Source organism: Brachybacterium sp. AOP3-A1-3 (assembly GCF_052378285.1).
Classification (GTDB): Bacteria; Actinomycetota; Actinomycetes; order Actinomycetales; family Dermabacteraceae; genus Brachybacterium.
Map to the genome: position 1 here is coordinate 12,086 of NZ_JBQSXM010000019.1, position 25,589 is coordinate 37,674.

Consider the following 25,589-nt stretch of genomic DNA (forward strand, 5'->3'; position numbering starts at 1 on the left):
TGACGAGTGAACCGGCGTGCTGGTGACTCCCGCCACCCTGCGGTGGGGTGGCAGCGCCACGTTCTCTCTGCTGAACCCTCCCCGGCACGAACAGGCGGCCGTATACCTCGCTGACCTCGTCGAACGCCCCGCAGCTGGCCCCTCCGACGAACTGGTCGACGTGCGCTGGTTCCCCCTCGAGGCGGTTCCGGAGCCGCATGCTCCGCTGGACCTCGCGATCGCCCGGGAGGTCGTCAGGTCTATTGTGCGGGTGGAGCGCGGCCGATAGCCCGCTCCCTCCCGGCCGTCCGCGCCACCCCCGCACTATCTTGAGGACTTTCTCCATGACTACCTCGCGCGTCACCGTCCAGCAGGCCTGGGATGAGCTCGCACACGGGAACGAACGATTCATGGAGGGTCGCCTGCTCCACCCGCAGCAGAACGCCGCCCGTCGCAGCGAACTAGCCGGCAGCCAGGCCCCGAACGCCGCGTTCCTGGGCTGCTCGGACTCCCGGGTCGCAGCAGAGATCCTCTTCGACTGCGGTCTCGGCGATCTGTTCGTGGTGCGCAACATCGGCCAGATCGCCAACGAGAACACGACGGCGACCATGGAGTTCGCCGTCGCCGAGCTCGGCGTCGCCGTGATCGTCGTGCTCGCCCACGGCTCCTGCGGTGCGGTGAAGGCAGCCATCGACCAGACCACGGCCTCGCCGAGCCCCACGACTCCCGCGATCAAGAAGGAGCTCGAGGCGATCCAGCCCGCCGTCCAGCAGGAATGGTTCGCCTCCCAGCGGATCAGCCCCTACGTGGATCCCGAGCTGATCGATGCCGACGCCGTGGGCCGGCGCCACCTGGACGAGACGATCAACGCCCTCATGCGCCAGTCCAAGGTCATCAGCGACGCGGTCGCCGAGGGTGCGCTCGGCATCGTCGGCTGCCAGTACCGCCTCGCCGACGGCCGGGTCTCGCCGATCACCTCGGTCGGCCAGGTCACGATCACCCGCTGAGCCGCGGGACGACTCCCCCGTCGTCCCGACCCGCACGGGGTCCCCACGTTCCGGCCGCTCGCCCCCTCCGGGCCCCGTCGGCCGCGAATTCCCGTGCCCGATGGTCCGGTGCGCCGTACGCTCCCGGGATGACCATGCACGAGGATGAGCTCGATCTTCCGCACGACGTCGCTGTGCGGCTCCTCGTCGCCCTGCTCCCCGGGGTCGCCCCCTCTGACGTCCACCGGGTGGCGAGCACGGCGACGACCAGTCACATCGTCCGCATCGGACCGGATCTGACGGCGCGGTTCCCGATCGTGCTGACCGACCCCCGCGACGCCCGCACGGCGATCGAGGTCGAGCATCGGGCGATGGCGGAGTTCGCTGCCGCCAGCCCTCTGCCCGCCCCGGAGCCGGTGGCGATCGGGGATCTCGACCCGGAGTACCCGATGCCCTGGTCCGTGCAGACGTGGGTTCCCGGCGACGTGGCGGACCCCGACTCCGTCGCGAGCTCGGACGCCGCCGCCGGGGATCTCGCCGAGCTCCTCGCCGCCCTGCACGCCACCCCGACCCGGGGACGCCGCTTCACGGCGCTCGGCCGGGGAGGCGACCTCGCCGCGCATGACCACTGGGTGCAGCAGTGCCTGGAGCGGACCCACGAGCTGCTGGAGCAGACGGAAACTCCTGGGCACGCCGAGCACATCTGTGCTGCCGACCTCGACGAGCTGGCGGCGCGCTGGTCACGCTGGCGGTCACTGGGCAGGTCCGGGCCCGACGTCATGTGCCATCGCGACCTCACCCCCATGAACATGCTCTGCGCCGACGGGTGGCTCACCGGGGTGCTCGACACCGGAGGGTTCTGCCCGGCGGATCCGTCCGTCGACCTCGTCCCGGCGTGGCACCTGCTCGACGCTCCCCGTCGGGCCCTGCTGCGGAAGCATCTGGGCAGCTCCGATCTGGAGTGGGAGCGCGGCGCCGCCTGGGCGTTCGAGCAGGCCATCGGGCTGGTCTGGTACTACGACACCTCCAATCCCCCGATGGCCGCCCTGGGCCGCTCGACGCTGCGCCGCCTGGTGGAGGACCCGATCGGCAGCGCTCGCCTCTCGGGGTAGGCGACGGACATGGCAAGCTCGTCGGCGACCACGACCACCCCGCCCCTCGGAGGACCCCATGCCCGACGCCCACGGAGAACAGCCCGTCGCGGAGCGTGACCTGTCACGAGTCACGCTCTTCAGCGGCTCCGCGCACGGGAACTCGCCCGTCTACGCCGAGGAGACCGCGCGACTGGCGCGCGGGCTCGCCGAGGCCGGTATCGGGATCGCGTACGGGGGTGGCCGCGTCGGCCTGATGGGGACCCTCGCCGACGCCGCGCTGGAGGCCGGCGGGGAGGTGCTCGGAGTGATGCCCCAGTCGCTGGTGGACGGCGAGATCGCCCACCAGGGCCTCACGCACCTCGAGGTGGTCCCGGACATGCACGCGCGCAAGCTGCGCATGGCCGAGCTCGGCGATGCCTTCGTCGCTCTCCCCGGCGGCGCGGGCAGGCTCGAGGAGCTGTTCGAGGTCTGGACCTGGCAGCAGCTGGGCATCCATGCCAAGCCGGTCGCGCTCTACGACGTCGCGGGCTACTGGCAGCCGCTGCTGACCGCCCTCGACGAGATGACCGCGGCAGGATTCCTCTCGACGCAGCTCCGCGCCTCCCTGGTCGTCGCGTCGGAGCCCGAGCAGCTGATCAGCGAGCTGAGCAGCTGGTTCGCCCCTGCCGCGAAGTGGGAGCGCCCCGACGCCGGGTCCACCGCCGCCACTGCACCCGAGGAGCGCCGTGCCGTTCGCTGACGAGATGATCGATCGACGTACCGCCCTCGATCTCGCCGACGCGCTCGAGACGGCCGCCCCCGGCACGCCGCCGGACCGCCTCCGCGAGACCGCCGAGTCCCTGTCGGCGCTGAGCCTTCGCGAACGGGTCGATGCGCTCCGCGCGGCGATGCTCCAGGACCTCGGCGACTCCTACCCGGACCTCGCCACGGTGGTCCGGCGGGCGATCCGCGATGCGCCGACGTTCCGCGGCTGGATGATCTGGCCGGCCTCGACCGCCGTCGCCGAGTCCGCGGCGGCCGACGGCGGCCCGGAGGCGACCTCCGACGCCCTCGACCTGCTCGCCGAACTCACCGGACTGCTGAGCTCGGAGTTCGCGCTGCGGATCCTGATGCGCAATGACCTCGAGCAGGTCCTGGAGCGGGCACTGGTGTGGACGGGCTCGGAGGATGAGCACGTGCGGCGCCTCGCCTCCGAGGGCACCCGTCCGTATCTGCCGTGGGCGGTGCGTGTTCCGCGCCTGACCGCGGATCCCGGCCGGACCATCCCGATCCTCGACCGCCTCCACCGCGACCCGTCGGAGTACGTGCGACGCTCCGTCGCGAACCATCTCAACGATCTCAGCCGCGACGATCCGGCGCTCGTCGTGGCCACGGCCGCCCGGTGGCTCGGCGCGACGGATGAGGCCGGCGGGCCAGATGCGCCGACAGGGCAGACGGCGCAGACGACACGGACGACGCAGAAGCTCGTCCGCCATGCGCTGCGCACCCTCCTCAAGCGGGGCGACCCCTCCGCCCTCGCACTGCTCGGGTACCCGGACCCCGCCGGCACCCTCGAGGTGGACGGACCGCACCTGGATCAGGAGCGAGTCGAGATGGGCGAGACGATCGAGCTGCGGGCGAGCGTGCGCAACACCGGCGCAGAGCCGGTGCGCCTGATGATCGACTACGTCGTGCACCACGCCACCGCGGGAGGCACGCAGAGCACGAAGACGTTCAAGCTCACCACGGCCTTCCTCGACCCCGGGCAGGAGCTCGCGGTGCGGAAGGCCCACTCGTTCCGCCCGATCACCACCCGCCGCTACTACGACGGGCCGCACGCGATCTCCCTCCAGATCAACGGGGTCGCCTCTGGCCGTCAGGACTTCCACCTGGGCGTCCCGTCGGCCGACTGAACGATCGAGCTGACCCAAGGAATCAGAGCGATCAGCGCGATCAGCGCATCGTCGCTGAAAGCTCCTGGTCGCTGAGCTCCCGATCGGAGTACACGAGCCGCACGGCCGACGGATCCGGGTTGCCGGCATCGGGGCCGCGATGGCGCAGGGTGAGCCCCACCTTCTCGGCGACCACGGCGGAAGCCGCGTTGTGCTCGAGCAGGTACGCGACGACAGGGAGCTCAGGATGCACCTCCCTGGCAGCGGCGATCGCCGCGTGGGACAGCTCCGTGGCGAGACCCCTCCCCTGCGCCTCGGGGGCGAAGCGGTACCCGAGGTTCCAGAACACGTCCTGCCGCACGGCGCATCCGCCGTGCCCCACCAGCACGCCGCCCTCCCGAGCGACCCAGGCGCCGAGTCCATGCGCCCGCCAGTCCTCCCGCCACCTGTCCAGGGCGCCTCGCGTCGTCGCGAGGTCGGCGAAGCGTCCGTTGGGCAGGTGGGTCCAGGTACGGGCGTCGGAGTAGATGCGGTGGAGATCCTCGAGATCTGCCTCGCGAGGAGCGTCGAGCTGCAGCCGTCGGGTCTCGCGAGGAGCCTGCGGGCGGCCGCTCACGGGCGCACCTCAGGAGGCCCCGAATGGCCCGCGAGCCCAGAGCGCCCCGTGTGTTCCGAGCCGTCGTCGCGGGAGCGCCGTCGGCCGATCCACACCACGCCCGCGGCCACCGCTGTGATCACGACCGCGATACCGACGATGTACCCGGCCACGCCCAGGTAGCCGCCTGCGACGAGGTGCGGATCGAGGAAGGGGTACGGGTACCACCAGGGGTCGCCCGTCGCCGGTCCGGTGACGAGGTTCGCCCTGATCATCGTGTACAGGGCCCAGAGGATCGGGAACACGACCACCACACCGATCGTGCGCCACGGGAGGGGGCCGCGCCGCGGCGCGATCACGGCATCGACCAGGAGCACGAGCGGGATCACCACGTGCAGCGTCTCGTTCGTCCACACGTCCGAGATCCCGGCGATCGAGATCGACCGCAGCAGCAGGTTGTAGACGATCCCGGTGACGACGATGTACGTGCTCGCGCACGCGAACAGGGTCGTGAGCCAGGCGGGCTCCACCGCGGTGCCGCGGCGATGGCGCAGCAGCCACACACCTCCGAGCACGAGCGCGACCACGCAGCTCACGTTCGACAGGATCGTGAAGTAGCTGAAGAAGTTCGCGACCACCGTCGGCACATCGGATCCCCAGGCGGTTCCCGCCGCGCGGGCATTGCTGATCGCGAGGGAGAGCTGCCGGAGGATCGCAGCGAGCGCGAGCGCCGCGGCGATCAGTCGAACGCAGGGCCACCAGGTCGTCATCGAGCATCCCCTGTTCGTCGCACCGACGGTGCATCGTATCCGACGAGCACGTTCGTCCGACCGAACTCCACCGTTTGCTAGCGTTCGAGCATGTCAGTCTCCACGCTCTCGACGAGCACCCAGAACTACCTCAAGGCGATCTGGAGCCTCGGGGAATGGTCGGCGGACCCGGTCTCCGCCTCCGCGCTGGCCGCGCGCGTCGGGGTGCGGCTCTCGACCGTCTCGGACGCGGTGCGAAAGCTGACCGAGCAGGGCCTGCTGGAGCACACCCGCTACGGCGCCATCGCGCTCAGCGCGCTGGGGCACGAGTACGCGCTGGCCATGGTGCGCCGCCACCGTCTGCTCGAGACGTTCCTCGTCGAGGTCCTCGAGTACAGCTGGGACCAGGTGCACGACGAGGCCGAGCACCTCGAGCACGCGGTCTCCGATTTCCTCATCGAGCGGATCGACCAGCACCTGGGACACCCCGCCCGCGATCCCCACGGCGACCCCATCCCGACCTCCGACGGTCGCGTGGACCGTCCGGATGCGATGCTGCTCGCCGCGGTCCCCATCGGGTCGACCGCCAGGGTGGAGCGCATCTCCGACGACGACCCCCACCTGCTCACCTACTTCGCCGAGCAGGGCATCGGGGTGGGCACGGAGCTGGAGGTGCGCCCCGGGGCTCCGTACTCCGAGGCGATCGAGGTGGCCCTCAGCGGGGTCGCTGCGGGCCTGTCCCTCGGACGATCCGCGACGAGCTCCGTCTGGGTCTCGGTCATCGCGCAGCCCGCGATCTCATGAACCTCGCGGGAGGACGGCCGCGCCATCACCGGGAGCTTCTCGCTCGGGCGACCCGGCGCACTGCCTCTGCTCGCGGCGCCGACGGGCGGTGAGCCCGCGCCCCAGCAGCCCGCGTCGGGGCTCGAGCAGATAGACGAGGGCGAACACCCCGCCCTGGACCAGCACGATGAGTCCCCCGGAGGCGGCGTCGAGCCAGAAGCTGAGGAGGATCCCCAGCACGGAGGAGCTCACCGAGATCGACGGGGCGAGGAGGAGCATCCGTCCGAAGCGATCGGTGAGCAGATGCGCGGTGGCACCGGGGACGATGAGCATCGCCACCACCAGGACGACCCCGACCACCTGGAGCGCGACGACGGAGGTCAGGGCGAGGACGCCCAGGAGCACACCGCCGAGGACCCGGGGCGACAGGCCGATCGCCTGGGCGTGGAGGGGATCGAAGGCGTAGAGCGTGAGGTCCCGGCGCTTCAGGACCAGCACCACGAAGGCGACCGCGGCCAGGAGGCAGATCTGGAACAGGTCCCCCGTGCCGACCCCCAGGATGTTCCCGACGACGATGTGGTTCAGATCGGTCTGGCTGGGCGTGACCGAGATCAGGACCAGCCCGAGCGCGAACAGAGTGGTGAAGACGATCCCGATCGCGGCGTCCTCCTTGACCCGGCTCGTGCCTCGGATCGCCCCGATGAGCACCACGGCCAGCACGCCGAAGATGAGTGCACCGAGCGCGAACGGGGCACCGAGCACGTAGGCGAGCACCACGCCGGGCAGCACGGCATGGGAGACGGCGTCCCCCATGAGCGACCAGCCGACCAGCACCAGCCAGCACGAGAGCAGGGCGCACACGATCGCCGCCGCCACGGTCGCCACGAGGGCCCGCACCATGAAGTCGTACTGCAGGGGCTCGAGGATCAGGTCGAGGGGGCTCATGCGGGGCCTCCCGTCCCGGACATGCCGAGCGGATCCGCGGTGCCGGGGCGATCGAGGGTGCCGAGCGGATCGAGGCCGAAGGCCTCCGCGAGCCGGTCGGGAGCGAGGGCCTCGGCGACCGGGCCGTGGAAGAGGACCCTGCGCTGCAGCAGCACGGTCTCGTCGGCGAGCTGCGGCAGGGCGTGCAGGTCATGGGTGGAGATGAGGATCGTGCGCCCTTCGGCGGCGAGGCCCCGCAGAAGCGCGACCATCGTGGCCTCGCTGCGCTTGTCGACGCCGGCGAACGGCTCGTCCAGCAGCAGCACCCGGGCCTGCTGGGCGATGCCCCGGGCCACGAACGCCCGCTTCCTCTGACCCCCGGAGAGCTGACCGATCTGGCGGGCGGAGAAGTCGGCCAGCTCCACCCGCTCCAGCGCCTCCTGGACGGCCCGGCGATCGACGGGTCGCACCCGTCGGGTGGCACCCTGCAGTCCGTAACGGCCCATCATCACCACATCCCGCACGGAGACGGGGAACGTCCAGTCCACGTCCTCGCTCTGCGGCACGTAGCCGACCAGGCCGGCCCGGCGGGCGACGCGGGGGTCCTTCCCCTCGATCCGGACGTCCCCGGCCTCCGGCCGCACCATGCCCATGATCGCCTTGAACAGGGTCGACTTCCCCGAGCCGTTCATACCCACCAGTCCCGTGACCCTCCCTGCGGGCACCTCGATGCTCGCCCCGTCGAGCGCGAGGACCTCGCCGTAGCGCACCACGATGCCCTGCACGCTGATCGCCGCGCTCACGCCGGATCCCCGGCGAGCGCGCCGACGATCGTGTCCGCATCATGGCGGAGCAGATCGAGGTACGTGGGCACGGGGCCGTCGGGCCCGGACAGGGAGTCGACGTAGAGCGTGCCTCCGAAGTCCGCCCCTGTGGCCGCGACCACCTGCTGCATCGGCTTGTCCGAGACGGTCGACTCGCAGAACACCGCCGGGATCCCGCGGGCGCCGACGACGTCGATCACGGACGCGATCTGCTGCGGCGTCGCCTGCTGCTCGGCGTTGACGGGCCAGATGTAGTGCTCCGTCAGCCCGGCGTCCCGGGCGAGGTAGGAGAACGCGCCCTCGCACGTGACCAGGGCCCGATGCGCCTCCGGCAGGGTCTCCAGCTCCGCCACGAGATCGTCCTGGACGTCCTGCAGCTGCGCGCTGTACTCCTCACCGCGAGCCGCATACTCCTCGGCGTGCTCTGGATCGAGCTCGCTGAACGCAGTGACCAGGTTGTCCACGTAGATCTGCACATTCACCGGGCTCATCCAGGCATGCGGGTTCGGCTTCCCGGCATCGGCATCTCCGGTGATGTCGAGGACATCCACCCCCTCCGAGACGACGACGTGGGGTGCGTCGACGGACTCCATGAACTGCTCGAACCACAGCTCGAGGCCGAGCCCGTTGTCCACGACGAGATCCGCTCGGGACGCCTTGGCGATGTCGCGAGGAGTGGGTTCGTACCCGTGGATCTCGGCGCCCACCTTGGTGATCGACTCGACCTCGAGATCGTCCCCGGCGACGTTCTGCGCGATGTCCGCGAGCACGGTGAAGGTGGTGAGCACGACCGGCTTCCCGCTCTCCTCGCCGCGGGGGTCATGCCCGCAGCCGGCGAGCACGAGGGCCCCCGCCAAGACGCTCGCCATCGCCGTCCACCATCGTCTACGCATGCTCACACATCTTTCTTCGCATCATCTGCTTCACAATGTTCGCCTCGTCGAATATTAGAGGATGCTAGTCCACCGGAGCGGGGCGCACCAGCGCGACCAGACCAACTAGAGCGAGCGGGGCGAGCGGGGCGAGCGCGTCCAGAACCCTCGCCTACTCGGGCGATGGCACCCCCGAGAGAGTTCCGAGCCACACCCCGATCGTCTTGCATCCATTGATGCATGCATTAGGGTGGAGCTCATGGACCCCCTCGAACTGCCCTGGCATGACGAGTCCCCGAGCCGCCCGCTCGCCGATCGCATCGCCGCCTCCGTGGCCCGCCGCATCGCCGACGGCGACATCGAACCCGGTGAGCTGCTCACCGAGGTCGAGATCGCCGCGCAGCACGGCGCGAGCCGCACCCCCACCCGCGAAGCGATGCTGACCCTGTCGAGCTGGGGCCTCGTGCGCCTGGTACCGAAGAAGGGATCGCTGGTCACGAGCCCGACGGCGCGGGAGCGGCGCGAGCTGCTGTCGGTGCGCTCGATGCTCGAGAGCCATGCGGTCTCCCGGATCGTGAGCGACGACGAGCTGCGCACGAGCCTGCTCGCCGCGCTCGACGAGTCCCTCGCCGAGCAGGCCGGCTCCGTCGGCCGCCCCGCGGAGTTCGCCGTCCACGATCACGCCTTCCACCTGCGGATCATCCGTCACGAGGGCAACAGCGTCGTCGAGGGGATCATCGGCTCCCTCGCCCCGCGGCTCTACCGCCTCTCCCGCCTCGCGGTGACGGCCCCGTCGGCCGATCTGCCGGCCCTGCACCGTGAGCACGTGGAACTCGCCGACGCCGTGCGCCGCCAGGACACCAACACCTTCCGTGCGCTCATCGAGCGCCATCTCACCTCCGGGCACGAGCACTACGAAGTCACGCCGTGAGCCGCGCCGTGCACAACGCCGCGGGCCACGGCGACGGTCGCAGGCCGGTGGCCTCCTGGCTGCGGGTCGCCCCCACCGGCTTCGTGCTCGCCTGGGGCGGCAACCACTTCACCCCGCTGCTGCACGTGTACGAGACGCTCGGCGGCTACGCCCCGTGGCAGGCGAACCTGCTGCTGGGGATGTATGTGCTGGGGATCGTGCCGGGCATGCTGCTGGCCGCGGCCCTGTCGGACCGCTACGGGCGCAAGCCCCTCACCATCGCCGGACTCCTCGCCGCCATGATCGCCAGCTCCCTGCTCGCGGCCGGGATGGGGAGCTTCGTGGTGCTGTGCGCAGGCCGCGTCCTCGCCGGGATCGGCGTGGGGGTCGGGATGTCGGTGGGCTCGAGCTGGATCAAGGAGCTGTCCGATCCGGCGCACGACGCGACAGCCACGGCGATCTCCGGCGCGAAGCGGTCCTCGCTCACCCTCACCCTGGGCTTCGCGATCGGCGCCGGGGTGACCGGCTCCCTCGCCCAGTTCGCGCCGCTGCCCGGCCAGCTGCCCTACGCCGCCCATCTGCTGCTGTGCCTGCTCGCGGCGGCCGCGCTGCTCACCGCCCCGGAGAGCCTGCCGCGTGAGCTGCGCGCCCGGGGCTCGCTGCGTGATGACCTGCGGGTCCCCTCGGCCGCGCATCCCGTCTTCATGCGCCTCGTGCTGCCGGCCGCGCCGTGGGTGTTCGCCGCCGCGGGCGTCGCCTACGCGATCCTGCCCAGCACCGTCGAGGACCGGATCGGGGACTCGGCCACGATCTACGCGACCGCGCTGACCGTGCTCACCCTCGGCATCGGCGCCCTCGCGCAGGGCACCGTCGGACTGCTGAACCGGCTCACCCGCGGACGCGCCCTGCTGGTGGGCATGAGCGGGATGACCGCGGGGATGATCCTCGCCGCCGTGGCGAGCGACCTGCACAGCCCCGTGATGGTCGTGGGCGTCGCCGCGCTGCTGGGCGCCTCCTACGGGGTGTGCGTCGTGGCCGGGCTGATCATCGCCCAGTCCCTCGCCACCCCGCGCGACCTCGCCGGGATCACCGGCGTCTACTATTCACTGTCCTACCTGGGGTTCCTGCTGCCCACGATCCTCGCCACACTCACCCCGGTGCTGCCCTACACGGGCGGGCTCGTGATCGTCGCCGGGATCTGCGCGCTGTGCCTGATGTTCGTGGCGATCGGGCTGCGTCGACCGAACTGGTCGGCGCAGGATCCGGCGGGGCCGACGGCAGATCCGGCTGCGCCGATGCAGGATCCGACAGCGGCCGACGACGGCACAGACCGCACGACCGCCGCGGATCTGACCCTGAGCCGCTGACGGCGGGGCGTGCCAGGTCGAGCTGGGTCAGTCCGGTCCGGTCGGGTCCGGTCGGAGCGGGCGGCGTTACTTCGCCGGCTCGGCCCCGTCGCGCGCGCCAGCACCCTCGTCAGACAGGGCCTGGCGGCGCAGACGGGATTTCAGGTACTCCGCGGTCAGCAGGGAGATGAGCATCCCGACCAGAGTGACGGTCACCTTGTCATTGCCCGAGACGAGGGAGCTGTACGCGACGAGCATCGTCGCCACGACGAGCACTCCCACGATCAGAGTGATTCCTCTGTTTCCGATCACGATCATGGCCGCCACGCTACCCCTGGCCCGGCTCGGGCCACTCGGCAGCGCGGGAATCGGCGTTCAGCCGGTGACGGTGCTGGCGATCTCGTGCATCTCGTCGAGGCGGGCCCATTCGTCGTCGTCGCTGCCGGCGTAGACGTAGGAGATCCGCCCGGCGTAGCCGACGTCGCGCAGCACGGTGAGCGCGCGGGTGAGGTCCTCGGCGTCGAGCACACCCGGGGAGGATTCGCGGGCCTTGACCTGCGAGCATTCCGCCATGCCGGCGACCTGCGCGATCTGCTCGTACTTGTCCTCACCGGTCCAGTTGCCGGTGTCGATCAGGAAGCCGACCTCGCCGCCCAGCTGGTCGAACAGCTGGCGGGTGGTCGCCGCATCGATCAGCAGCGACTTCCAGTTCTCGGTGATCACCCGGATGTCCGGATGCTCGGCGGCGAGCTCCCGGAGCCGGCGGGCGCTGAGCGCGATCGTCTCCGGTGTCGGCGCCTGGTCCCCGGCGGGGACCCGCACCCGCGGGGCGCCGAGCTGCTCGGCGACACCGATCCAGCCCGACAGCCAGCGCTGCTGCTCCTCGCCCTGCTCGGGATGGGTCACGTCCCCGTCGTCCACGAGCAGGCACTCGATGTCCACGCCCGCGGCATCGAAAGCAGCGCGCACCTCGGCGAGGTAGGAGGCATCGGTGCGCGGCAGGTAGAAGTGGCACAGCTGGGCGCTGCGGAACCCGTGCGCGGCGAGCTGACCGGGCAGCTCGAGCAGGTCCAGGCCTCCCCCGGAGGTGTTCTCGGTGAGCACGCCCGACGGGGCCGAGCCGGGCGCGACGTACCGCCCCATGGTCCGGAACACGGACCAGGTGTGCAGCGCCTTGGTGGGGTCGAGCGAGTGGGCCATGGGATCTCCTGTGATCGGGGTGGCGAGCGAGGTGTCGCCGTCGGCACCAGGACATCATGGCGCATTGCTCAGTCTGTGAGGCGCTGCCAACCCTTCGGGAGCGGCACGGGCGGCATATCGCGGGGCGGAATCCACCGGGACCAATCGGCGCCGACGAGCCCGCGCCCACGGCGGAGCAGCTCCGCGAGCTCGGCGCCGACGGACCGGAAGTAGGCGGCACGCTCGGGGCTGAAGGCACCCTGCTCGACGTACCAGTCCAGCTCGTCCTCGTCTTTGAACCGGACGGCCAGTCCCTCAGCGCCCGGGACTCCCTCGCCGACCACATCGAGCGCCCAGTCCTGGGTGTCGTAGCCGACGGCGCTGCGCCGCCAGGGAGATTCGAGGTTGCCGTACCAGTCCCCGACCCAGTTCTCGCCGTCGTGCCAGCGCCAGAGCGACCAGCAGCTCCCGCGCGGATGCACGCGAACCACCGTCGGCCCCTCCCAGGTGGCGACATCATGGGTGCCGTCCCACCCGGTCACGACGACATTGCGTCCGCGCGGGCCGGTCCGTCGGCCGGCGCGGGCGGCACGGTCGGAGCCGGGCGACGTCATCACGACGATCAGGTCCTCGTCGTCCTGCAGGACCGTTCCGGCGACGGCGAAGCTGACTGCCGGCTCCCGATCCGGAAAGTCCCGGATGCTGCGGATCGCGACCGCCGTGCCGACGGGGTGCGGGATCACGATGCTCTCCCCAGCTGGGCCCGGGATCGCCTCCAGCTGCTGCCTGACATCAGTGTCCATCGCGCCAGGGTAGTGGTCGGGGCGTCGATACCCTGAGCCCATGCCCACCCTGACCACCCGACCTGCCACGCCGGCCGACTCCGCGGACCCTGCTTTCGAGGATCTGCTCCCGGATCGCTGGCGGGAGGGTGACAACTGCCGCTCGGTGGTCGCCACCGACTCGGCGGGCCGTCTGCTCGGGCACTGTCGCGGCATCGACAACAGCTTCCATCCCGACTCCCGCTCGCTCGTGCTCGAGGTCCTGGACGGCGAGCCGTGGGACGAGGTCGCCGACGTGCTGCTCGAGGCCCAGATCGCGGTCTCGACCCTGCCGCTGCGGCTGAAGCCGGCGGCCCACGAGCCGGAGCTGCTGGATCTGTGCGCCCGGCACGGCGGCGTGCTCGTACAGCTCATGCCGCCGTGGCGCTACGTGGTCGATGATGCGATGCGCGCCTGGGCTGCGGAGCATCGCACGACGAGCGACGGCCTTCGGGCCGGAAATGTGGACGACGCACGCCGCGAGGAGATGCTCGATCTGTACGTCGAGCACTACACCGCGCAGCACGCCCGCTGGTCCCCGGCGGCCGCCCCGGCGGAGCTGCGAGCAGAGAACGCCCCGGATTTCGTGCCGGGCGGAGAGGGCAGCTTCGACCCCGATCACAGCGCAGTGCTGATGCGCGACGGCGTGATCGTCGCCCAGGCCCTGGCCTGGCCACCCGAGCCCGACGGCGGCATAGAGATCACCCTTCAGTCCACGCCGCACGAGGGGCGGACGGCCCGGGAGGACATGGAGGCCTGCCTCGCCGTCGTCATCGACCGCAGCGCCGACGGCGACGTGCTCCTGATCGACTCGCACGCCACCGAGGAGCTGGAGCCCGCGATGATGCGCGACGTGCCCGGCCCTGCACCCCACCCGCAGGACACCTGGACCGCGATCGTCGGAATCCCTGTGCCAGGAGGTCCTGCGCCAACTCCGCTCCCCGCCGGGCTGATCCCTGCAGGCTCTGCCGAGTTCGCCGACCGTCTGCGGCACTAGCGACCCCGCGAACATCTGGATCGAGACCGGAAGCGAGTGAGGCGTTGCGCGCGTGCGCCCACCGCTCTAGCGTCAGCCGGATGCATCCTCACGCGGCAGCCCGCGCCCGTCTCGCCGCGATGGAGGTGGTGCGATCCCTCGGGCTCGAGGCCGACGAGATCGTCGACCTCCAGGACTCCAACCGGCTCACCGTGCGGGTGCTGCCCTGCGATCTCGTCGCCCGCATCGGACCCGCTGACCACGCCGGGGCACAGGTCGAGGTGGATCGGGTGCTGCGCCTGGCGGAAGCAGGCGCGCCCGTCGGCCGCCTCGATCCGCGCACTCCCCCGCAGGTGCACGTGCGCGACGGCTTCGAGATCACCCTGTGGACCCACTACGCACCGCGCGAGGATCGTGCGCTGCCGGCGGGCGAGTACGCGGGCGCCCTCGCCCGCCTGCATGCCGCGATGCGCGCCGCAGACCTGGGCGTCCTGCCGGTGGGAAGCCGGGTCGCCGAGGCGCTCGCCCTCGTCGACGATCCCGTCCGCACCCCGCGTCTGCCCGAGGCTGACCGTGCGTTCCTGCGCGAGACCCTGCAGAGCCTCGGCGAGGAGGTGACTCAGCGCGGCCCCCAGCAGGTGCTCCACGGGGAACCCCATCCGGGCAATGTGCTCGACACTGCGGATGGACCGCTGTTCATCGACCTCGAGACCTGCTGCACGGGTCCGGTCGAGTTCGATCTCGCGCATGCCCCGGGGCAGGTCGCAGACCATTACCCGGGGGTCGACACCGAGCTGCTCGAGGATTGCCGGATCCTGTCCCGCGCCCTGGTGACGACCTGGCGCTGGGACCACCAGGACTCCCTGCCGGACGGGCAGCTGCTGGGCATCGGCTGGCTGGACCAGGTGCGCACGCTCATGGCTCATCGGCGCAGGTCGGACCCACCCCGCCCCACGCTCACGATCGTCTGCGGGCTCCCCGGCAGCGGGAAGACCACCGTCGCGGACCGGATCGTGGAGGCCACCGGGGCGGCGCGGCTCAGCCCCGACGACTGGATGGCCCGGCTGGGCAGCTCGCAGTGGGACGAGGGCTTGCGCGAGCGCATCGAACAGCTGCAGTGGCAGATCGGCCAGGAGCTGCTCCAAGAGAATGTGGACGTGGTCATCGAATGGGGAACCTGGGGGCGCGAGGAGCGCGACCGCCTGCGCGAGGGCGCCCGAGCGCTCGGAGCCCGCGTCGAGCTGCTCGTCCTGGACGCCGACGACGACGAGCTGTGGCGGCGGATCAGCGCTCGCGCGGCGGAGGACCCGCCGATCACCCGGGAGCACCTCGCCGCCTACAGAACGGCGTTCGAGGTTCCGACGGCCGACGAGCTCGCGCTGTACGACGCTCCTCGCAGCAGCATGCAGCTCTAGCCGTGCTCGGCCGATAGATCGAGAGGCGGTACGCGGTGTCGTCCAGGGCGTGTCCGGAAGGCTCTTGCCACACAGGTCATGTACGTTTCGTCGGTCCAAATGTACAATCAGAGCATGTCGACCATCAGCGCTTCCGACGCACGCAAGAGCTTCGCAGCCGTCATCGAGACCGCCCAGCATGAGGCGGTCCTCGTCGAGCGTCGAGGCGAGGTCCAGGCGGTCGTTCTCAGTCCAGCGGAGTACGAACGGCTCAAGGACGCCGCCGAGGAGTCCGAGGACGCCCGAGCCTTCGACGCGGCCATGGCCGAGGAGGGACCGAACATCCCCTGGGAGCAGGTCAAGAGCGATCTCGGGTGGTGACTACGTGCCCTACGAGATCGAGGTACGCCCCGCGGCGTTGCGCGCGCTGAAGTGCATCGACCACCAGGATCGTCGCCGCATTCAGGGCGCGATCGCACTGCTCGCCGCCGAACCCCGACCCCCGGGCGCGAAGGCGTTACAGGGTCGAGATGGCTTGCGCATACGCGTCGGCGCCTACCGCATCATCTACACCGTCGAAGACACTCGCCTGCTCGTCGTCGTCGTCACGCTCGGACACCGCCGCGACGTGTACGACCGCTGAACGGACGAGTCGGCCCACCGCGACGACGGGGTGTCGATGTCGGCCCGGCGCCCGATTCCTTGACCAGGTCACGGAACCCGAGTGTGATGGGCCCATGACCTCCTTGAGCGAACGCGCCGAAGCCCTTCTCGCCTTGCACCACCGGTCCACCCCGGTGGTGCTTCCTACTGTGTGGGACGCCTGGTCCGCCCAGGCTGCGGTCTCCGCCGGCTTCGAAGCGCTGACCGTCGGCAGCCATCCCGTCGCGAACTCCGTAGGGGCCGGTGATGGTGAGGACATGAGCCTCGAGGATGCCCTCGCAGGCATCGCCCGTGTCACCCGCGCGGTCGACGTCCCGGTCTCCGCCGATGTGGAATCCGGCTACGACACCGCTGCCGCCGAGCTCGTCGACCGCGTGCTGGACGCGGGAGCCGTCGGCGTCAACATCGAGGACACCGTGCACTCCGAGGGCAGGCTGCGCGGGGCGCAGGAGCACGCCGACTACATCGCCGGGATCCGCCGGGCGGCCGATACGTCCGGAGTGCACCTGGTCATCAACGGGCGCACCGACGTGTTCAAGACCAAGGAGGAGATCCCCGACCGGCTGGCCGAGGCGATCACCCGCCTGACCCTGCTCGAGGCCGCCGGCGCCGACTCGCTGTACCCCGTCGGCGTCCCCGACGTCGCGACGCTCGAAGCACTGCTCGCCGCGGTCAGCACCCCGCTGAACGTCACCGCCCACCCGGTGAACGGCGCGATCCCGGAGGGACTCGACCTCGCGCGGCTCACGGAGCTCGGCGTGCATCGGGTCAGCTTCGGGCCGCTGCTGCAGGCCGCCCTGGCCGACCACGTCGCGGAGATCACCGCGGCCTGGCGCTGAGCTCCACTGGTCACGGCTCGCCGGCGGACGTACGCTTTCCGGCGGCGGACCCCGGGCTCCTGACGCGGGGACACCACGACACGAGGAGCTCATCACGATGCAGTACTCCCAGCTCGGACGCACCGGAGCGACCGTCTCCCGGCTCGTCCTCGGCACCATGAACTTCGGCCCCCACACCGCGGAGGAGGACGCCTTCGCGATCATGGACCGCGCCCTCGATCAGGGCGTCACCTTCTTCGACACGGCCAACGGCTACGGCGGGAAGGATCGTCGCGGCTGGACCGAGGAGATCATCGGCCGCTGGCTGGCCTCCCGCGGCCGACGCGAGGAGATCGTGCTCGCGACCAAGGTGTTCGGCGAGATGGGCCCGGGGAAGAACGACCGCGGGCTCTCGGCGCTGAACATCCGGCGCGCGGTCGACGAGTCCCTGCGCCGCCTGCAGACCGACCATATCGACCTCTACCAGATGCACCACGTGGACCGCTCAGCGCCCTGGGAGGAGATCTGGCAGGCCATGGAGCTGCTGGTCGCGCAGGGGAAGATCACCTACGTGGGCTCCTCGAACTTCGCCGGCTGGCACCTCGCCCAGGCGAACGAGGCCGCCCGCGCCCGCCACTCGCTGGGCCTGGTCTCCGAGCAGTCGCTGTACAACCTGTTCACCCGCGACATCGAGCTCGAGGTGCTCCCCGCCGCGGAGCACTACGGGATGGGCGTCATCGCCTGGTCACCGCTCTCCGGTGGCAAGCTCGGCGGTCGCTCGGAGACGGGCGTGCGCCGCGGCACCGCCGACCGCCGCCACGACCCGGCTGACCTCACCGCGCAGCTGGACCGCTGGGAGGCGTTCTGCGCGGAGCGCGATCTGGCACCCGGCCAGGCGGCCCTCGCGTGGCTGCTGCACCGGCCCGGCGTGCTCGGCCCGATCATCGGCCCGCGCACGATGGAGCAGCTGGACTCGGCGATCGACGCCGTCGACATCACGCTGTCCGACGAGGACCTCGCAACGCTCGACGAGATCTTCCCCGGTCCCGGCGGGCCAGCCCCGGAGGCCTACGCCTGGTGACCCCGGCGTCGTCGCCCGAAATGGCCCGGGTCCGTTCCTGGTGACTCGTGGTGACGCGAGGGCGCCGCATCCACTGGCGTCATACGCGCAGCCAGCTCCCTCAGGGGCATGCCTGCACGCTATGCGCCAGTGGATGCACCACCCCGGGTCCTCCTCGCTCGAGGCCGATTCCGGTCAGCCCTGTCCTGCCCCGAGCTTCCGCGCGACGTCGGCGATGTAGGCGTCGCGGACGACATTGAGGCCCTCGGCCTTGCTGATCTCGTCGATCCGTGCGGCGTCGTCCTCGGGCACCCACGTCCCGTGGTCGTCCTGCGATCCGTCCGCGGCGAGGGCCGACTGGAACCAGAGCGTCCCGGCGCCGAGCTCGCGGGCGGTGCGGGCCACGTCCGGCAGGTCGCGTTCGAGCTCGAAGCCCGGCCACGGGTAGACGTACAGGACGTCGGCCGACTCCGGCCTCACCCCGGTCCGCCGGTCGACGATCTCCCCGTCGACCAGCTCAGTCACCGAGACGTCGTCAGGAGCGGGGCCGCCGAAGACGGTCACCGCGAAGCCGGCGCGGGCGAGGGTGTGCGGCACGTCGGTCGAGGGCCAGTTGTGCAGCAGGACGTGATGAGCGGCAGCGAGGATCTGAGCGGGGTCGGTCATGACGTGCCTTTCGTCGGGTCCGGGCGGCTCAGCCGACGAGCAGGCAGAACGGATGGCCCTCGGGGTCGCCCATGACGTGGAGCGGTTCGTGAGGATCGGTGCTGCGGTCCATGAGCAGGGTGGCCCCGAGGTCCTCGGCGCGGCGTCGCTGCACCTCGAGCTCGGCGGCGTCGGGCACCCGGAAGTCCATGTGCAGCTGCATGGGGATCTCCTCGCTCGGCCAGGTCGAGGGGCGCAGATCCGGCTTGCCCTGGACGGCGAGCACGCGACGGTCCTCGGCGTCCAGCAGCACGATCCAATCGGTGTCGTCGGCCGCCGGAGGTGGCGGGGGCTCGTCCCCGGGGCGGCAGTGCAGTCCCAGCAGCGCGCTGTAGAACTCGGCGAGCGCGCGCGGGTTCCGGGCATCGATCGCAGTGCAGCTGAGCACGGGATACGTCATCGGGGCCTCCTCGCTCCCCCATCACCGTAGTCCTCGTCCCCGCGAAGCGCACCGTTCCGGCGGACCCGTCGAGTCGCAGAGCCGCCCGACCAGCGACGACGTCTCACCAGGTGGCAGCAGTCCTCGTCCGCTCGATGATTCGGCCGTCCTTCATGATCATCGCGAAGGCCTCCTCGGGTCGGGCCAGGAGCGAGAGGTCGGAGAGCGGGTCGCCGTCGACGAGCAGGAGGTCGGCGAGGGCGCCCTCCTCGACGACGCCGAGCACCCCGGGATAGGGGTTCCGCTCGCCGGAGAGCTGGAGCAGCTCGGCATTGCGGATCGTCGCCTGCTGGAGGGCCTGCGCCGGGGTGTACCACCGGGAGAGCTTGCCCAGCTGGGCTCCCTGGCGCCCGGCCAGCTGCGGGTCGAAAAGGGTGTCGGTCCCGAACGCCACCTTGATGCCATGGGCGATCGCGAGCTCGTAGGCGCGATCGGTGCCCGACACCATGGCCAGCTGCTTCTGCCTGCTCGGCCCGGACATCGGGATCGCGTCCTCATCGTCCAGGAACGGCTGCAGGCACCACCACACGTCGTGCTCGGCGAGGAGCTCGGCGGTCTCCTCGTCGATCAGCTGGCCGTGCTCGATGCAGCGCACCCCGGCCTCGACCGCCGTCCTGATCGCCCGCGGCGTGTAGGCATGCACCGTGACGTAGGTGCCCCAGTTCTCCGCGGCGGAGACCGCCGCCCGCATCTCGGCGACCGTGTACTGCGAGACGTCCAGCGGATCGTAGTGCGAGGCGACCCCGCCGCCCGCCATGAGTTTCACCTGCGTGGCGCCCTGCCGCAGCACCTCTCGGGCGGCCCGCAGCACCTCGGCCTCGCCGTCGGCGATCACGGCCACGCCGGCCAGCTCGGTATGGCTGAGATGGCCGGCCGCCCCACAAGGCACCTCGTGCGGCATCCGGAAGTCGCCGTGACCGCCGCTCTGCGAGATGAACGCGCCGGAGGGGTAGATGCGGGGACCGGGGGTGACGCCCTCGTCGACCGCGCGCTTCAGGCCATGCGTGGGACCGCCGAGGTCCCGCACCGTGGTGAACCCGCGCTGCAGGGTGTGGCCGGCGCCGACGACGGCCTTCGCGAAGAGGTATCCGGAGTCCCCGGACATCATCGCCGTCGGCGCGATCTCGGTGAAGGCGGCATGCCAGTGCGCGTCGATCAGCCCGGGGATCAGCGTGCCGCCGGTCCCGTCGATCACGGTCGGGGTGGTCCCGTCCATGGCTGGATCCGACCCAGCGTCCGTCTCCCGGCTCGGCGAGAAGCCTCCTGACGGTCTGATCGAGCGGATCGTGGACCCGGCGATCTCGACGTCGTGAGGACCGGTGTTCACCCCGGCCCGGCTGTCGAAGACCCTGACGTTCTCGATCCTGATCGTGCTCGTTCCGTGCATCGTGAACTCCCGTCTCGTGTCACTGCGCCGGGCACTCTACTCCCGGGTAACTGACGATGCGGAGACGGAGTAGCGACAGTGTCCGCACCCGAGGTTCACCCGTGCCGAGCGCTCCGGCCGCGGAGGCAACGGCAAAAATCCCTGGCCCCGCCTCGGTGGATCCCGGACGATGAACCGCATGCAGACCTGCGACGTCGCCCTCCACCCGTGCACCGCCGCCGACCTGCCCGCCCTGGAGGCCTGGGCGCCCACGGGCAACAGCCGGACCCATGCGAAGAGGTTCTCCCACCAGGAGGCCGGCACCAGCACATACTTCCTAGCTGCCTGCCGACAGGACCCGGACACCTTTGTCGGCTCCTGCGAGATCCGGTGGTCCGGATGCGCGGCGACCGAGGTGCCGCGCTGCCCCGAGGTCAACGGCCTGCAGGTATGGCCAGAACGCCTCCAGTCCCAGGGGATCGGGACGCAGATGCTCGGTCTGCTCGAGGAGGAGGCGAGAGCACGCGGTCACCACGAACTCGGGCTGGGGGTCGACGACTCCGGCCCGATGCGCCTCTACCTGCGACTCGGCTACGTCGATACCGGGCGGGACTATCTCGACCGGTACACGTGGATCGACGATGCGCACCAGGTGCACCACGTCGCCGACCCGGCCCGGTGGATGATGAAGCCGCTCGACGGGGAGAGCCCCGAGTCCACCCGGAGTTGACCCGAACGAGCGTCACGAACGGGGCAAAGTTGGGGGAATCAAGCGCCCATTCCCCCAACTTCGTCACGCTTACGGGATCACCGCCACCCCGACGGTGGCATTGCGCGGTCACGTCGATGTCAGGGTGGTGCTCCCTGGGCCGACCTCCACGTCGATGTCGCCGCGTCGCACCCGTGCGGTCGTGTTCGCGGGGATGCGCACCTCGAGCAGGTTCTCCGCCCGGTCGTAGCGCACGTGCACGTCGCCGCGGATCGTGGGCACCGTGCCCTCCATCCACGCCAGCGGCCCGGGCTGCGGGGTGATCTCGAGCCGTGCGGCGCCGGGAGCCACCACGCGCACCCCGAGCACCCAGCGGGCGATGGCGTTCACGGGCGCGGTGCCCCACGCGTGGGAGTAGGTCATGTTGGGTTTGAGCGAGGGGTCCCAGGCCTCGGGGACGATGCTCGCGCCCAGGTCATCGAGCTGATGCAGCCAGCCGCGCTGCCCCCGGGAGGTCATCAGGGCGTGCGCCTCGTCGGCCCTTCCCAGGGCGAACAGCGCATCCAGCAGGAACTGCGCCCCGTACACGCTCATCCGCATCCCGCCGGCCGCCAGCGCCTCGCCGAGCACCTCGTGGCGCAACGCCGGCGCGAGACCCAGAGCCACGGGGATCGCGGTCGCGTGCTGAGCCGAGTGCTCGCTGCCGAGGCCGTCGCGGTAGATGCCGTCCTCCCGCACCAGGTGCGCCTCGATCCCCGCGAGCATCCGGGCGGCGAGCGCCGCGTACGAGTCGGCCTCCGAATCCCGGCCCAGCACCGTGCAGATCCTCGCGAGCGCCTCGTGCGCCGCAGCCTGGAAGGCGTTCAGCACAGTGTTCACGAACGTGAACTCGTAGTCGTCGCGGCAGGTCTGCGGCCAGTCCACGAGGTCGGCGTCCCAGGCGCTCGAGGGGCCGGGGTCCTTGTGCAGCAGAGCGTCGGCCTCGAGGTGGTGGTCATAGTTCGCGCGACGCCAGAGGTCCACGTCGGTGCGCAGCTGGGCGTCGTCCCCGGTGGCGAGGTAGTCCTCCCAGGCCACGAGCACGGGCATCAGGTGGTACTCGGCCGGCCAGGTGGGCCGGCGGGAGAGGTACTGGTTCGAGACCCGGGCCAGCACGTAGCTGCGCTCGCAGGCGTACTGCGAGAGCTGGTTGACGTAGGTGTCGCCCTCGTAGGGCCCACGCTCGCGCGAGGGGGTGTCGAGATAGAGATCCAGGGTGGTGGCCTCGATCGAGTAGCGGCACAGCTCGTGCACGCGGTCCAGATCCGGGTCCGACGACGCGAATGCGCCGGAGTGCCCGGTTCCCTCGGTGTGCCCGGTCTCCCCGTCGCGCGCCGACCCGCTGCTCAGGATCGTCGGGGTGACCTGCAGGTCCTCGGCCTCGCCCCCGAGCACGCACAGCTCGCCGTAGCGGAAGGCGCGATACCCCCAGTGCTCGACCTCCTGCTCGCCGTCGCGCAGGGTCCACGTCTCCTCGTAGACGTTCCCAGTGGGCATCGAGGAGATCACCCGCCCGTCGGCGTCGCGCTGCTCGCCCAGGCGCACCTCGATCCGGGCCCCGTCGCTCGCCCGGGCTCGCAGGCGCAGTCCGCCGACGATCTCCCGGCCCAGGTCGAACCGCCAGGCCCCGGGGCCGACGGGCTCCAGCGGAGCCGGGTCCCCGTCGGCCTGCCCGAGACTCACGATCGCCGGGGCCGGCTCCGCGGGCAGCGCCGGAGCGGCCGACGCCGCCGCCCAGCCCGTGTCGTCGACCCCGGGCGAGGTCCATCCGACGGGCTCCTCGCGCAGATCCCAGTCCTCCGCGGGAGCGTGGTACCAGCCGCCGCCGATGCTCCGCTCCCCCGGCAGCAGGGCGTTCCCGGGCAGCGCGCGCCAGGTCTCCGGCGACGTCACGTGCTCGATCCTGCTGCCGTTCTCGAGCACGACGACGAGGCGGGCGGCGAACTGGCGGCCCTCCTGCGCCCAGGCGAGAGCGGCGAGGGCATTGCGACCCGGGTGCAGCAGGCCGGTGAGGTCGTGAGTATGCAGCCGCGGGTGATCGTCCTGGCTGCGCACGCTCCCGAAGCCAGTGACCTGGGCGTTCACCCACAGCTTGTAGACGTGCTGGCGTCCGCCGCGGGGCCCGTCCTCGCCGGGGCCGCCCGCCGGGGAGAGTCCGACGGCCTCCACGAAGGCGGCGCGGATCGGTGTCACCGGCAGGTCGATCTCGGTGCGCAGCAGCGCCCAATCAGCGAAGTCCCCGGCCCAGATCGGGGTCGCCGGCCACTCGGCCGGGTCGAGTGCGGAGTGGCCCGTCGTGAAGGGCGCCGTCGTCAACCGCGCGGCGAGCGACCAGTCGCCGCGCTCCGAGGTGTCGACCTGCACGCGCCACCAGTACGGGGTCGAGGCCCGCAGCGGGACGTCTTGGATCAGCACACCGGTGGAGTCCGCCGAGAGCACCCGGCCGGAGTCCCAGAGCGGCTCGGCGCAGGACGGGTCCTCGGCGATCTGCACGCGATAGGCGCGCTGGAGCGCATCGCCCAGCATCGGGACGATCCAGGAGCATCGCAGCCCGTCACCGTCCACGCCCACGGCGTGGTCCTGCAGGTTCAGCAGAAGACCGCTCGGGGAGGAGGTGCGGGAAGTGCGAGTGGTGCGGAGGGTCGAGCCCATCGGACGCAGCTCCTTCGCTCGCGACGACACGAGCAGGAAGAGTAACAGTGGCGTGGGCCGGCCGCTGCTAGGTTCACGGTCATGACCTCGACGACCCCGCAGCACGAGTTCGTGATCGGCATCGACGCGGGCGGCACGCACACGCGCGTGGGCTGCTTCGCGCTGGACGGGACGCGCCTTGCCGCGGCCGTCGGCAGGGGCGGGAACCCGAGCCACAACGACGACGCGCTCGAGAACATCCGCGGCACCATCGCGCAGGCACTCGAGTCCGGCGGGCTCGACCCGGCGGGCGCCGTGGCCCTCGCGGCCGGCATCGCCGGATTCGAGCGCACCGGCTCCAACCAGAGCGACGGGGACAACGACCGCACGGCCGCCCTGGTCGATGCACCGGGTCTGACCTGCCCGAAGATCGTCGTGAACGACGCCGTGATCGCCCATCGCGGCGCGCTGTCAGGCCGGCCGGGCATCGTGGTGGTCGCCGGCACCGGGTCGATGATCCTCGCGATCGACGAGGAGGGCGTCGAGACGGAGAGCGGTCAGCTCGAGCACTACGCCGGGGCCGCACGGCACCTCGTGTACGACGTCGTCCAGCAGATCCTGATGAACGACTGCTCCCCGACGGATCCGCTGGTGCCGGCGGCTCTTGAGCATTTCGGCGTGGCTGACGTCCCGTCGCTGCACGAGGCCGTCCTCGCCCGCTCCTCGACCCATCGCAACACCATCAAACGGTCTTACGGGGACTTCGCGCCCCAGGTCACGGCGATGGGCGAGCAGTCCGCCCTCGCCGACCGAGCCCTGACCGACCTGGCCGCCCGCACCGCGCGCGGTGTGCGCCTGCTCGCCCCTGTGGCCGGGCCCCGACCGGTCCCTGTGGCCTGCACGGGCTCCCTCGCGGACGCTCCGAGCTTCCGCGACCGCCTCGACCGCATGTTGGTCGAGGCCGAACCGAGCGCCCTCGACCTGGTCCCCTCACAGCTCGACCCCCTCGGCGGAGCGGCGATCCTGGCCCTCGAGGCTGCCGGAGTCGAAGTCGACGAGGCGACGATCGGCCAGCTCACCGAGCGGACCCCGTCGGCGATCCCCGCATGATGGCAGGACCTCGCGAGATCCGCATCGACGGCACCACGGTGCGCCGACCGCGCAAGCCCTGGACGCCGACTATCCACTCCCTGCTGGAGCATCTGGGGGCGCAGGGCCTCCCGGTGCCCCGGCCGCTGGGCCTCGATGACCGTTTCGAGCACGTGAGCCTCGTGCCCGGGATCGCGCGTGACGAGGCCTGGCCCGATGGTCTCTCCCCTGACGCCGCCCGCTCCCTGGGCCGGCTGCTGCGCGCCGTGCACGAGGCGACGCGCACGTGGGTCCCTCCGGCGGACGCCGTCTGGTCGGTCCCGAGCACCCCGAGCACCACCATCTGCCACGGGGATCCCAAGCCGGGGAACGTCGCCTGGCGGGACGGCATCGCCGTCGGGCTCTTCGACTGGGATGCCGCGCGGCCGGGCGACCCTGCCGAGGACCTCGCCTATGCGCTGCTCTGGGTCACTCCCGTCGACGTCGACCCCGACGACGCCCCACTCCCGCAGGACGAGGCCGAGCGTCGACGAGCCCGCGCCCGAGCGCTCCTCGACGGCTACGGCTGGCACGCCCCGATCGACGTCGTCGAGGTTGCGGTATCGCGCCATGAGCAGGCCATCGACGAGGTCGAATGGCTCGGCGCCCACGGCCACGAGCCCCATGCGACCTGGGTGGTTCAGGGATGGCCCACCCGCTGGCGCAGCCGCCTCGTCGCGATGCGCGAAGCGGGCCGACGCACCTTCCCGGCGCCCCTCCCCGGCTAG

The 25,589-nt window shown here is 71.2% G+C and carries 29 protein-coding genes; 17 read left to right on the forward strand and 12 right to left on the reverse strand.

The window, feature by feature from the left end:
• Positions 1 to 16: 16 nt before the first annotated feature.
• The 5 genes from ACT3T5_RS16665 to ACT3T5_RS16685 all read left to right on the forward strand — a co-directional run bounded on the left by ACT3T5_RS16665 (position 17) and on the right by ACT3T5_RS16685 (position 3,951).
• Positions 17 to 268, forward strand: coding sequence for an NUDIX hydrolase (locus tag ACT3T5_RS16665; RefSeq protein ID WP_444577073.1), 252 nt, complete (start codon positions 17 to 19; stop codon positions 266 to 268).
• A 55-nt stretch (positions 269 to 323) separates the two neighbouring features.
• The gene (locus ACT3T5_RS16670) at positions 324 to 986 is read left to right on the forward strand and encodes a carbonic anhydrase (RefSeq protein ID WP_193118793.1); all 663 of its coding nucleotides are present in this window, start codon (positions 324 to 326) and stop codon (positions 984 to 986) included.
• 128 nt (positions 987 to 1,114) lie between these two features.
• Positions 1,115 to 2,077, forward strand: a complete 963-nt coding sequence (locus ACT3T5_RS16675) for a phosphotransferase (protein ID WP_444594962.1) — start codon at positions 1,115 to 1,117, stop codon at positions 2,075 to 2,077.
• A 58-nt stretch (positions 2,078 to 2,135) separates the two neighbouring features.
• Positions 2,136 to 2,798, forward strand: coding sequence for an LOG family protein (locus ACT3T5_RS16680; RefSeq protein WP_444594963.1), 663 nt, complete (start codon positions 2,136 to 2,138; stop codon positions 2,796 to 2,798).
• Positions 2,799 to 2,802: 4 nt separating this feature from the next.
• On the forward strand, positions 2,803 to 3,951 hold the full coding sequence (locus ACT3T5_RS16685) for a DNA alkylation repair protein (RefSeq protein ID WP_444594964.1): 1,149 nt from the start codon (positions 2,803 to 2,805) through the stop codon (positions 3,949 to 3,951).
• Positions 3,952 to 3,991: 40 nt separating this feature from the next.
• Here ACT3T5_RS16685 and ACT3T5_RS16690 read toward each other — a convergent pair whose 3' ends face one another.
• Together ACT3T5_RS16690 and ACT3T5_RS16695 are read right to left on the reverse strand one after the other, a co-directional pair.
• The gene (locus ACT3T5_RS16690) at positions 3,992 to 4,546 is read right to left on the reverse strand and encodes a GNAT family N-acetyltransferase (RefSeq protein WP_444577069.1); all 555 of its coding nucleotides are present in this window, start codon (positions 4,544 to 4,546) and stop codon (positions 3,992 to 3,994) included.
• Positions 4,543 to 5,295 (reverse strand): Pr6Pr family membrane protein, encoded by a 753-nt coding sequence (locus tag ACT3T5_RS16695; protein WP_444577068.1) that lies wholly within the window; start codon positions 5,293 to 5,295, stop codon positions 4,543 to 4,545. Before ACT3T5_RS16695 ends, ACT3T5_RS16690 begins: the two co-directional genes overlap by 4 nt.
• A 90-nt stretch (positions 5,296 to 5,385) precedes the next feature.
• Here ACT3T5_RS16695 and ACT3T5_RS16700 point away from each other — a divergent pair, with 90 nt between their 5' ends.
• The gene (locus ACT3T5_RS16700; protein WP_444577067.1) at positions 5,386 to 6,078 is read left to right on the forward strand and encodes a metal-dependent transcriptional regulator; all 693 of its coding nucleotides are present in this window, start codon (positions 5,386 to 5,388) and stop codon (positions 6,076 to 6,078) included.
• Here the strand turns inward: ACT3T5_RS16700 and ACT3T5_RS16705 are convergent.
• From ACT3T5_RS16705 to ACT3T5_RS16715, 3 genes are read right to left on the reverse strand one after another with little or no spacing between them, the layout of a single operon-like run.
• Positions 6,073 to 7,002: a metal ABC transporter permease gene (locus ACT3T5_RS16705; protein WP_444577066.1), complete on the reverse strand. Its 930-nt coding sequence runs from the start codon at positions 7,000 to 7,002 to the stop codon at positions 6,073 to 6,075. The two genes, ACT3T5_RS16700 and ACT3T5_RS16705, sit on opposite strands and share 6 nt — an antisense overlap.
• A complete protein-coding gene (locus ACT3T5_RS16710) occupies positions 6,999 to 7,784 on the reverse strand; it encodes a metal ABC transporter ATP-binding protein (protein ID WP_444577065.1) in 786 nt (261 codons plus the stop codon). Before ACT3T5_RS16710 ends, ACT3T5_RS16705 begins: the two co-directional genes overlap by 4 nt.
• Complete coding sequence (locus ACT3T5_RS16715) at positions 7,781 to 8,674, reverse strand: metal ABC transporter substrate-binding protein (RefSeq protein WP_444577064.1); 894 nt, start codon at positions 8,672 to 8,674, stop codon at positions 7,781 to 7,783. Before ACT3T5_RS16715 ends, ACT3T5_RS16710 begins: the two co-directional genes overlap by 4 nt.
• A 262-nt stretch (positions 8,675 to 8,936) precedes the next feature.
• Here ACT3T5_RS16715 and ACT3T5_RS16720 point away from each other — a divergent pair, with 262 nt between their 5' ends.
• A complete protein-coding gene (locus ACT3T5_RS16720; protein ID WP_444577063.1) occupies positions 8,937 to 9,608 on the forward strand; it encodes a GntR family transcriptional regulator in 672 nt (223 codons plus the stop codon).
• Positions 9,605 to 10,954, forward strand: a complete 1,350-nt coding sequence (locus tag ACT3T5_RS16725; protein WP_444594965.1) for an MFS transporter — start codon at positions 9,605 to 9,607, stop codon at positions 10,952 to 10,954. Before ACT3T5_RS16720 ends, ACT3T5_RS16725 begins: the two co-directional genes overlap by 4 nt.
• Positions 10,955 to 11,020: 66 nt before the next feature.
• Here the strand turns inward: ACT3T5_RS16725 and ACT3T5_RS16730 are convergent, their stop codons facing one another.
• From ACT3T5_RS16730 to ACT3T5_RS16740, 3 genes are all read right to left on the reverse strand, one after another.
• Positions 11,021 to 11,251: a hypothetical protein gene (locus ACT3T5_RS16730; RefSeq protein ID WP_444577061.1), complete on the reverse strand. Its 231-nt coding sequence runs from the start codon at positions 11,249 to 11,251 to the stop codon at positions 11,021 to 11,023.
• A 57-nt stretch (positions 11,252 to 11,308) separates the two neighbouring features.
• Complete coding sequence (locus ACT3T5_RS16735; protein ID WP_444594966.1) at positions 11,309 to 12,133, reverse strand: sugar phosphate isomerase/epimerase family protein; 825 nt, start codon at positions 12,131 to 12,133, stop codon at positions 11,309 to 11,311.
• A gap of 68 nt (positions 12,134 to 12,201) precedes the next feature.
• The gene (locus tag ACT3T5_RS16740) at positions 12,202 to 12,915 is read right to left on the reverse strand and encodes a DUF402 domain-containing protein (protein WP_193118806.1); all 714 of its coding nucleotides are present in this window, start codon (positions 12,913 to 12,915) and stop codon (positions 12,202 to 12,204) included.
• Positions 12,916 to 12,955: 40 nt separating this feature from the next.
• Between ACT3T5_RS16740 and ACT3T5_RS16745 the strand changes: the two genes are divergently transcribed.
• The 6 genes from ACT3T5_RS16745 (at position 12,956) to ACT3T5_RS16770 (ending at position 17,865) form a co-directional block, all read left to right on the forward strand.
• A complete protein-coding gene (locus ACT3T5_RS16745; protein ID WP_444594967.1) occupies positions 12,956 to 13,930 on the forward strand; it encodes a hypothetical protein in 975 nt (324 codons plus the stop codon).
• An 80-nt stretch (positions 13,931 to 14,010) separates the two neighbouring features.
• Entirely contained in the window at positions 14,011 to 15,324 is a 1,314-nt protein-coding gene (locus ACT3T5_RS16750) for an AAA family ATPase (protein ID WP_444594968.1), read from the forward strand.
• 114 nt (positions 15,325 to 15,438) lie between these two features.
• Positions 15,439 to 15,684: a type II toxin-antitoxin system Phd/YefM family antitoxin gene (locus ACT3T5_RS16755; RefSeq protein WP_444577055.1), complete on the forward strand. Its 246-nt coding sequence runs from the start codon at positions 15,439 to 15,441 to the stop codon at positions 15,682 to 15,684.
• A gap of 4 nt (positions 15,685 to 15,688) precedes the next feature.
• A complete protein-coding gene (locus tag ACT3T5_RS16760) occupies positions 15,689 to 15,946 on the forward strand; it encodes a type II toxin-antitoxin system RelE family toxin (RefSeq protein WP_444577054.1) in 258 nt (85 codons plus the stop codon).
• 94 nt (positions 15,947 to 16,040) lie between these two features.
• Positions 16,041 to 16,805, forward strand: a complete 765-nt coding sequence (locus ACT3T5_RS16765; RefSeq protein ID WP_444577053.1) for an isocitrate lyase/PEP mutase family protein — start codon at positions 16,041 to 16,043, stop codon at positions 16,803 to 16,805.
• Positions 16,806 to 16,902: 97 nt separating this feature from the next.
• Positions 16,903 to 17,865, forward strand: coding sequence for an aldo/keto reductase (locus ACT3T5_RS16770; protein WP_444594969.1), 963 nt, complete (start codon positions 16,903 to 16,905; stop codon positions 17,863 to 17,865).
• A gap of 174 nt (positions 17,866 to 18,039) precedes the next feature.
• Here ACT3T5_RS16770 and ACT3T5_RS16775 read toward each other — a convergent pair whose 3' ends face one another.
• The 3 genes from ACT3T5_RS16775 to ACT3T5_RS16785 form a co-directional block, all read right to left on the reverse strand.
• Complete coding sequence (locus ACT3T5_RS16775; protein WP_444594970.1) at positions 18,040 to 18,510, reverse strand: hypothetical protein; 471 nt, start codon at positions 18,508 to 18,510, stop codon at positions 18,040 to 18,042.
• Between the two features lie 28 nt (positions 18,511 to 18,538).
• Entirely contained in the window at positions 18,539 to 18,949 is a 411-nt protein-coding gene (locus tag ACT3T5_RS16780) for a VOC family protein (RefSeq protein WP_444594971.1), read from the reverse strand.
• Between the two features lie 103 nt (positions 18,950 to 19,052).
• A complete protein-coding gene (locus ACT3T5_RS16785) occupies positions 19,053 to 20,204 on the reverse strand; it encodes a metal-dependent hydrolase family protein (RefSeq protein ID WP_444594972.1) in 1,152 nt (383 codons plus the stop codon).
• Between the two features lie 340 nt (positions 20,205 to 20,544).
• Here ACT3T5_RS16785 and ACT3T5_RS16790 point away from each other — a divergent pair, with 340 nt between their 5' ends.
• Complete coding sequence (locus ACT3T5_RS16790; protein ID WP_444577046.1) at positions 20,545 to 21,084, forward strand: GNAT family N-acetyltransferase; 540 nt, start codon at positions 20,545 to 20,547, stop codon at positions 21,082 to 21,084.
• Positions 21,085 to 21,192: 108 nt separating this feature from the next.
• Here the strand turns inward: ACT3T5_RS16790 and ACT3T5_RS16795 are convergent, their stop codons facing one another.
• The gene (locus ACT3T5_RS16795; protein WP_444594973.1) at positions 21,193 to 23,754 is read right to left on the reverse strand and encodes a family 78 glycoside hydrolase catalytic domain; all 2,562 of its coding nucleotides are present in this window, start codon (positions 23,752 to 23,754) and stop codon (positions 21,193 to 21,195) included.
• Positions 23,755 to 23,835: 81 nt separating this feature from the next.
• Between ACT3T5_RS16795 and ACT3T5_RS16800 the strand changes: the two genes are divergently transcribed.
• Together ACT3T5_RS16800 and ACT3T5_RS16805 are read left to right on the forward strand one after the other, a co-directional pair.
• A complete protein-coding gene (locus ACT3T5_RS16800) occupies positions 23,836 to 24,843 on the forward strand; it encodes an N-acetylglucosamine kinase (RefSeq protein ID WP_444577042.1) in 1,008 nt (335 codons plus the stop codon).
• On the forward strand, positions 24,840 to 25,589 hold the full coding sequence (locus ACT3T5_RS16805) for a phosphotransferase enzyme family protein (RefSeq protein ID WP_444577040.1): 750 nt from the start codon (positions 24,840 to 24,842) through the stop codon (positions 25,587 to 25,589). The genes ACT3T5_RS16800 and ACT3T5_RS16805 overlap by 4 nt, the downstream gene beginning before the upstream one ends.

Excerpts from the sequence above, each read along its gene's own strand:
- ACT3T5_RS16755 (WP_444577055.1), top strand. The coding sequence starts at position 15,439 with ATGTCGACCATCAGCGCTTCCGACGCACGCAAGAGCTTCGCAGCCGTC.
- ACT3T5_RS16675 (WP_444594962.1), top strand. The coding sequence starts at position 1,115 with ATGACCATGCACGAGGATGAGCTCGATCTTCCGCACGACGTCGCTGTG.
- ACT3T5_RS16780 (WP_444594971.1), bottom strand. The coding sequence starts at position 18,949 with ATGACGTATCCCGTGCTCAGCTGCACTGCGATCGATGCCCGGAACCCG.
- ACT3T5_RS16730 (WP_444577061.1), bottom strand. The coding sequence starts at position 11,251 with ATGATCGTGATCGGAAACAGAGGAATCACTCTGATCGTGGGAGTGCTC.
- ACT3T5_RS16770 (WP_444594969.1), top strand. The coding sequence starts at position 16,903 with ATGCAGTACTCCCAGCTCGGACGCACCGGAGCGACCGTCTCCCGGCTC.
- ACT3T5_RS16700 (WP_444577067.1), top strand. The coding sequence starts at position 5,386 with ATGTCAGTCTCCACGCTCTCGACGAGCACCCAGAACTACCTCAAGGCG.
- ACT3T5_RS16805 (WP_444577040.1), top strand. The coding sequence starts at position 24,840 with ATGATGGCAGGACCTCGCGAGATCCGCATCGACGGCACCACGGTGCGC.
- ACT3T5_RS16720 (WP_444577063.1), top strand. The coding sequence starts at position 8,937 with ATGGACCCCCTCGAACTGCCCTGGCATGACGAGTCCCCGAGCCGCCCG.
- ACT3T5_RS16800 (WP_444577042.1), top strand. The coding sequence starts at position 23,836 with ATGACCTCGACGACCCCGCAGCACGAGTTCGTGATCGGCATCGACGCG.
- ACT3T5_RS16740 (WP_193118806.1), bottom strand. The coding sequence starts at position 12,915 with ATGGACACTGATGTCAGGCAGCAGCTGGAGGCGATCCCGGGCCCAGCT.
- ACT3T5_RS16790 (WP_444577046.1), top strand. The coding sequence starts at position 20,545 with ATGAACCGCATGCAGACCTGCGACGTCGCCCTCCACCCGTGCACCGCC.
- ACT3T5_RS16785 (WP_444594972.1), bottom strand. The coding sequence starts at position 20,204 with ATGGACGGGACCACCCCGACCGTGATCGACGGGACCGGCGGCACGCTG.
- ACT3T5_RS16775 (WP_444594970.1), bottom strand. The coding sequence starts at position 18,510 with ATGACCGACCCCGCTCAGATCCTCGCTGCCGCTCATCACGTCCTGCTG.
- ACT3T5_RS16745 (WP_444594967.1), top strand. The coding sequence starts at position 12,956 with ATGCCCACCCTGACCACCCGACCTGCCACGCCGGCCGACTCCGCGGAC.
- ACT3T5_RS16680 (WP_444594963.1), top strand. The coding sequence starts at position 2,136 with ATGCCCGACGCCCACGGAGAACAGCCCGTCGCGGAGCGTGACCTGTCA.
- ACT3T5_RS16670 (WP_193118793.1), top strand. The coding sequence starts at position 324 with ATGACTACCTCGCGCGTCACCGTCCAGCAGGCCTGGGATGAGCTCGCA.
- ACT3T5_RS16750 (WP_444594968.1), top strand. The coding sequence starts at position 14,011 with ATGCATCCTCACGCGGCAGCCCGCGCCCGTCTCGCCGCGATGGAGGTG.
- ACT3T5_RS16705 (WP_444577066.1), bottom strand. The coding sequence starts at position 7,002 with ATGAGCCCCCTCGACCTGATCCTCGAGCCCCTGCAGTACGACTTCATG.
- ACT3T5_RS16765 (WP_444577053.1), top strand. The coding sequence starts at position 16,041 with ATGACCTCCTTGAGCGAACGCGCCGAAGCCCTTCTCGCCTTGCACCAC.
- ACT3T5_RS16685 (WP_444594964.1), top strand. The coding sequence starts at position 2,803 with ATGATCGATCGACGTACCGCCCTCGATCTCGCCGACGCGCTCGAGACG.
- ACT3T5_RS16735 (WP_444594966.1), bottom strand. The coding sequence starts at position 12,133 with ATGGCCCACTCGCTCGACCCCACCAAGGCGCTGCACACCTGGTCCGTG.
- ACT3T5_RS16695 (WP_444577068.1), bottom strand. The coding sequence starts at position 5,295 with ATGACGACCTGGTGGCCCTGCGTTCGACTGATCGCCGCGGCGCTCGCG.
- ACT3T5_RS16715 (WP_444577064.1), bottom strand. The coding sequence starts at position 8,674 with ATGGCGAGCGTCTTGGCGGGGGCCCTCGTGCTCGCCGGCTGCGGGCAT.
- ACT3T5_RS16795 (WP_444594973.1), bottom strand. The coding sequence starts at position 23,754 with ATGGGCTCGACCCTCCGCACCACTCGCACTTCCCGCACCTCCTCCCCG.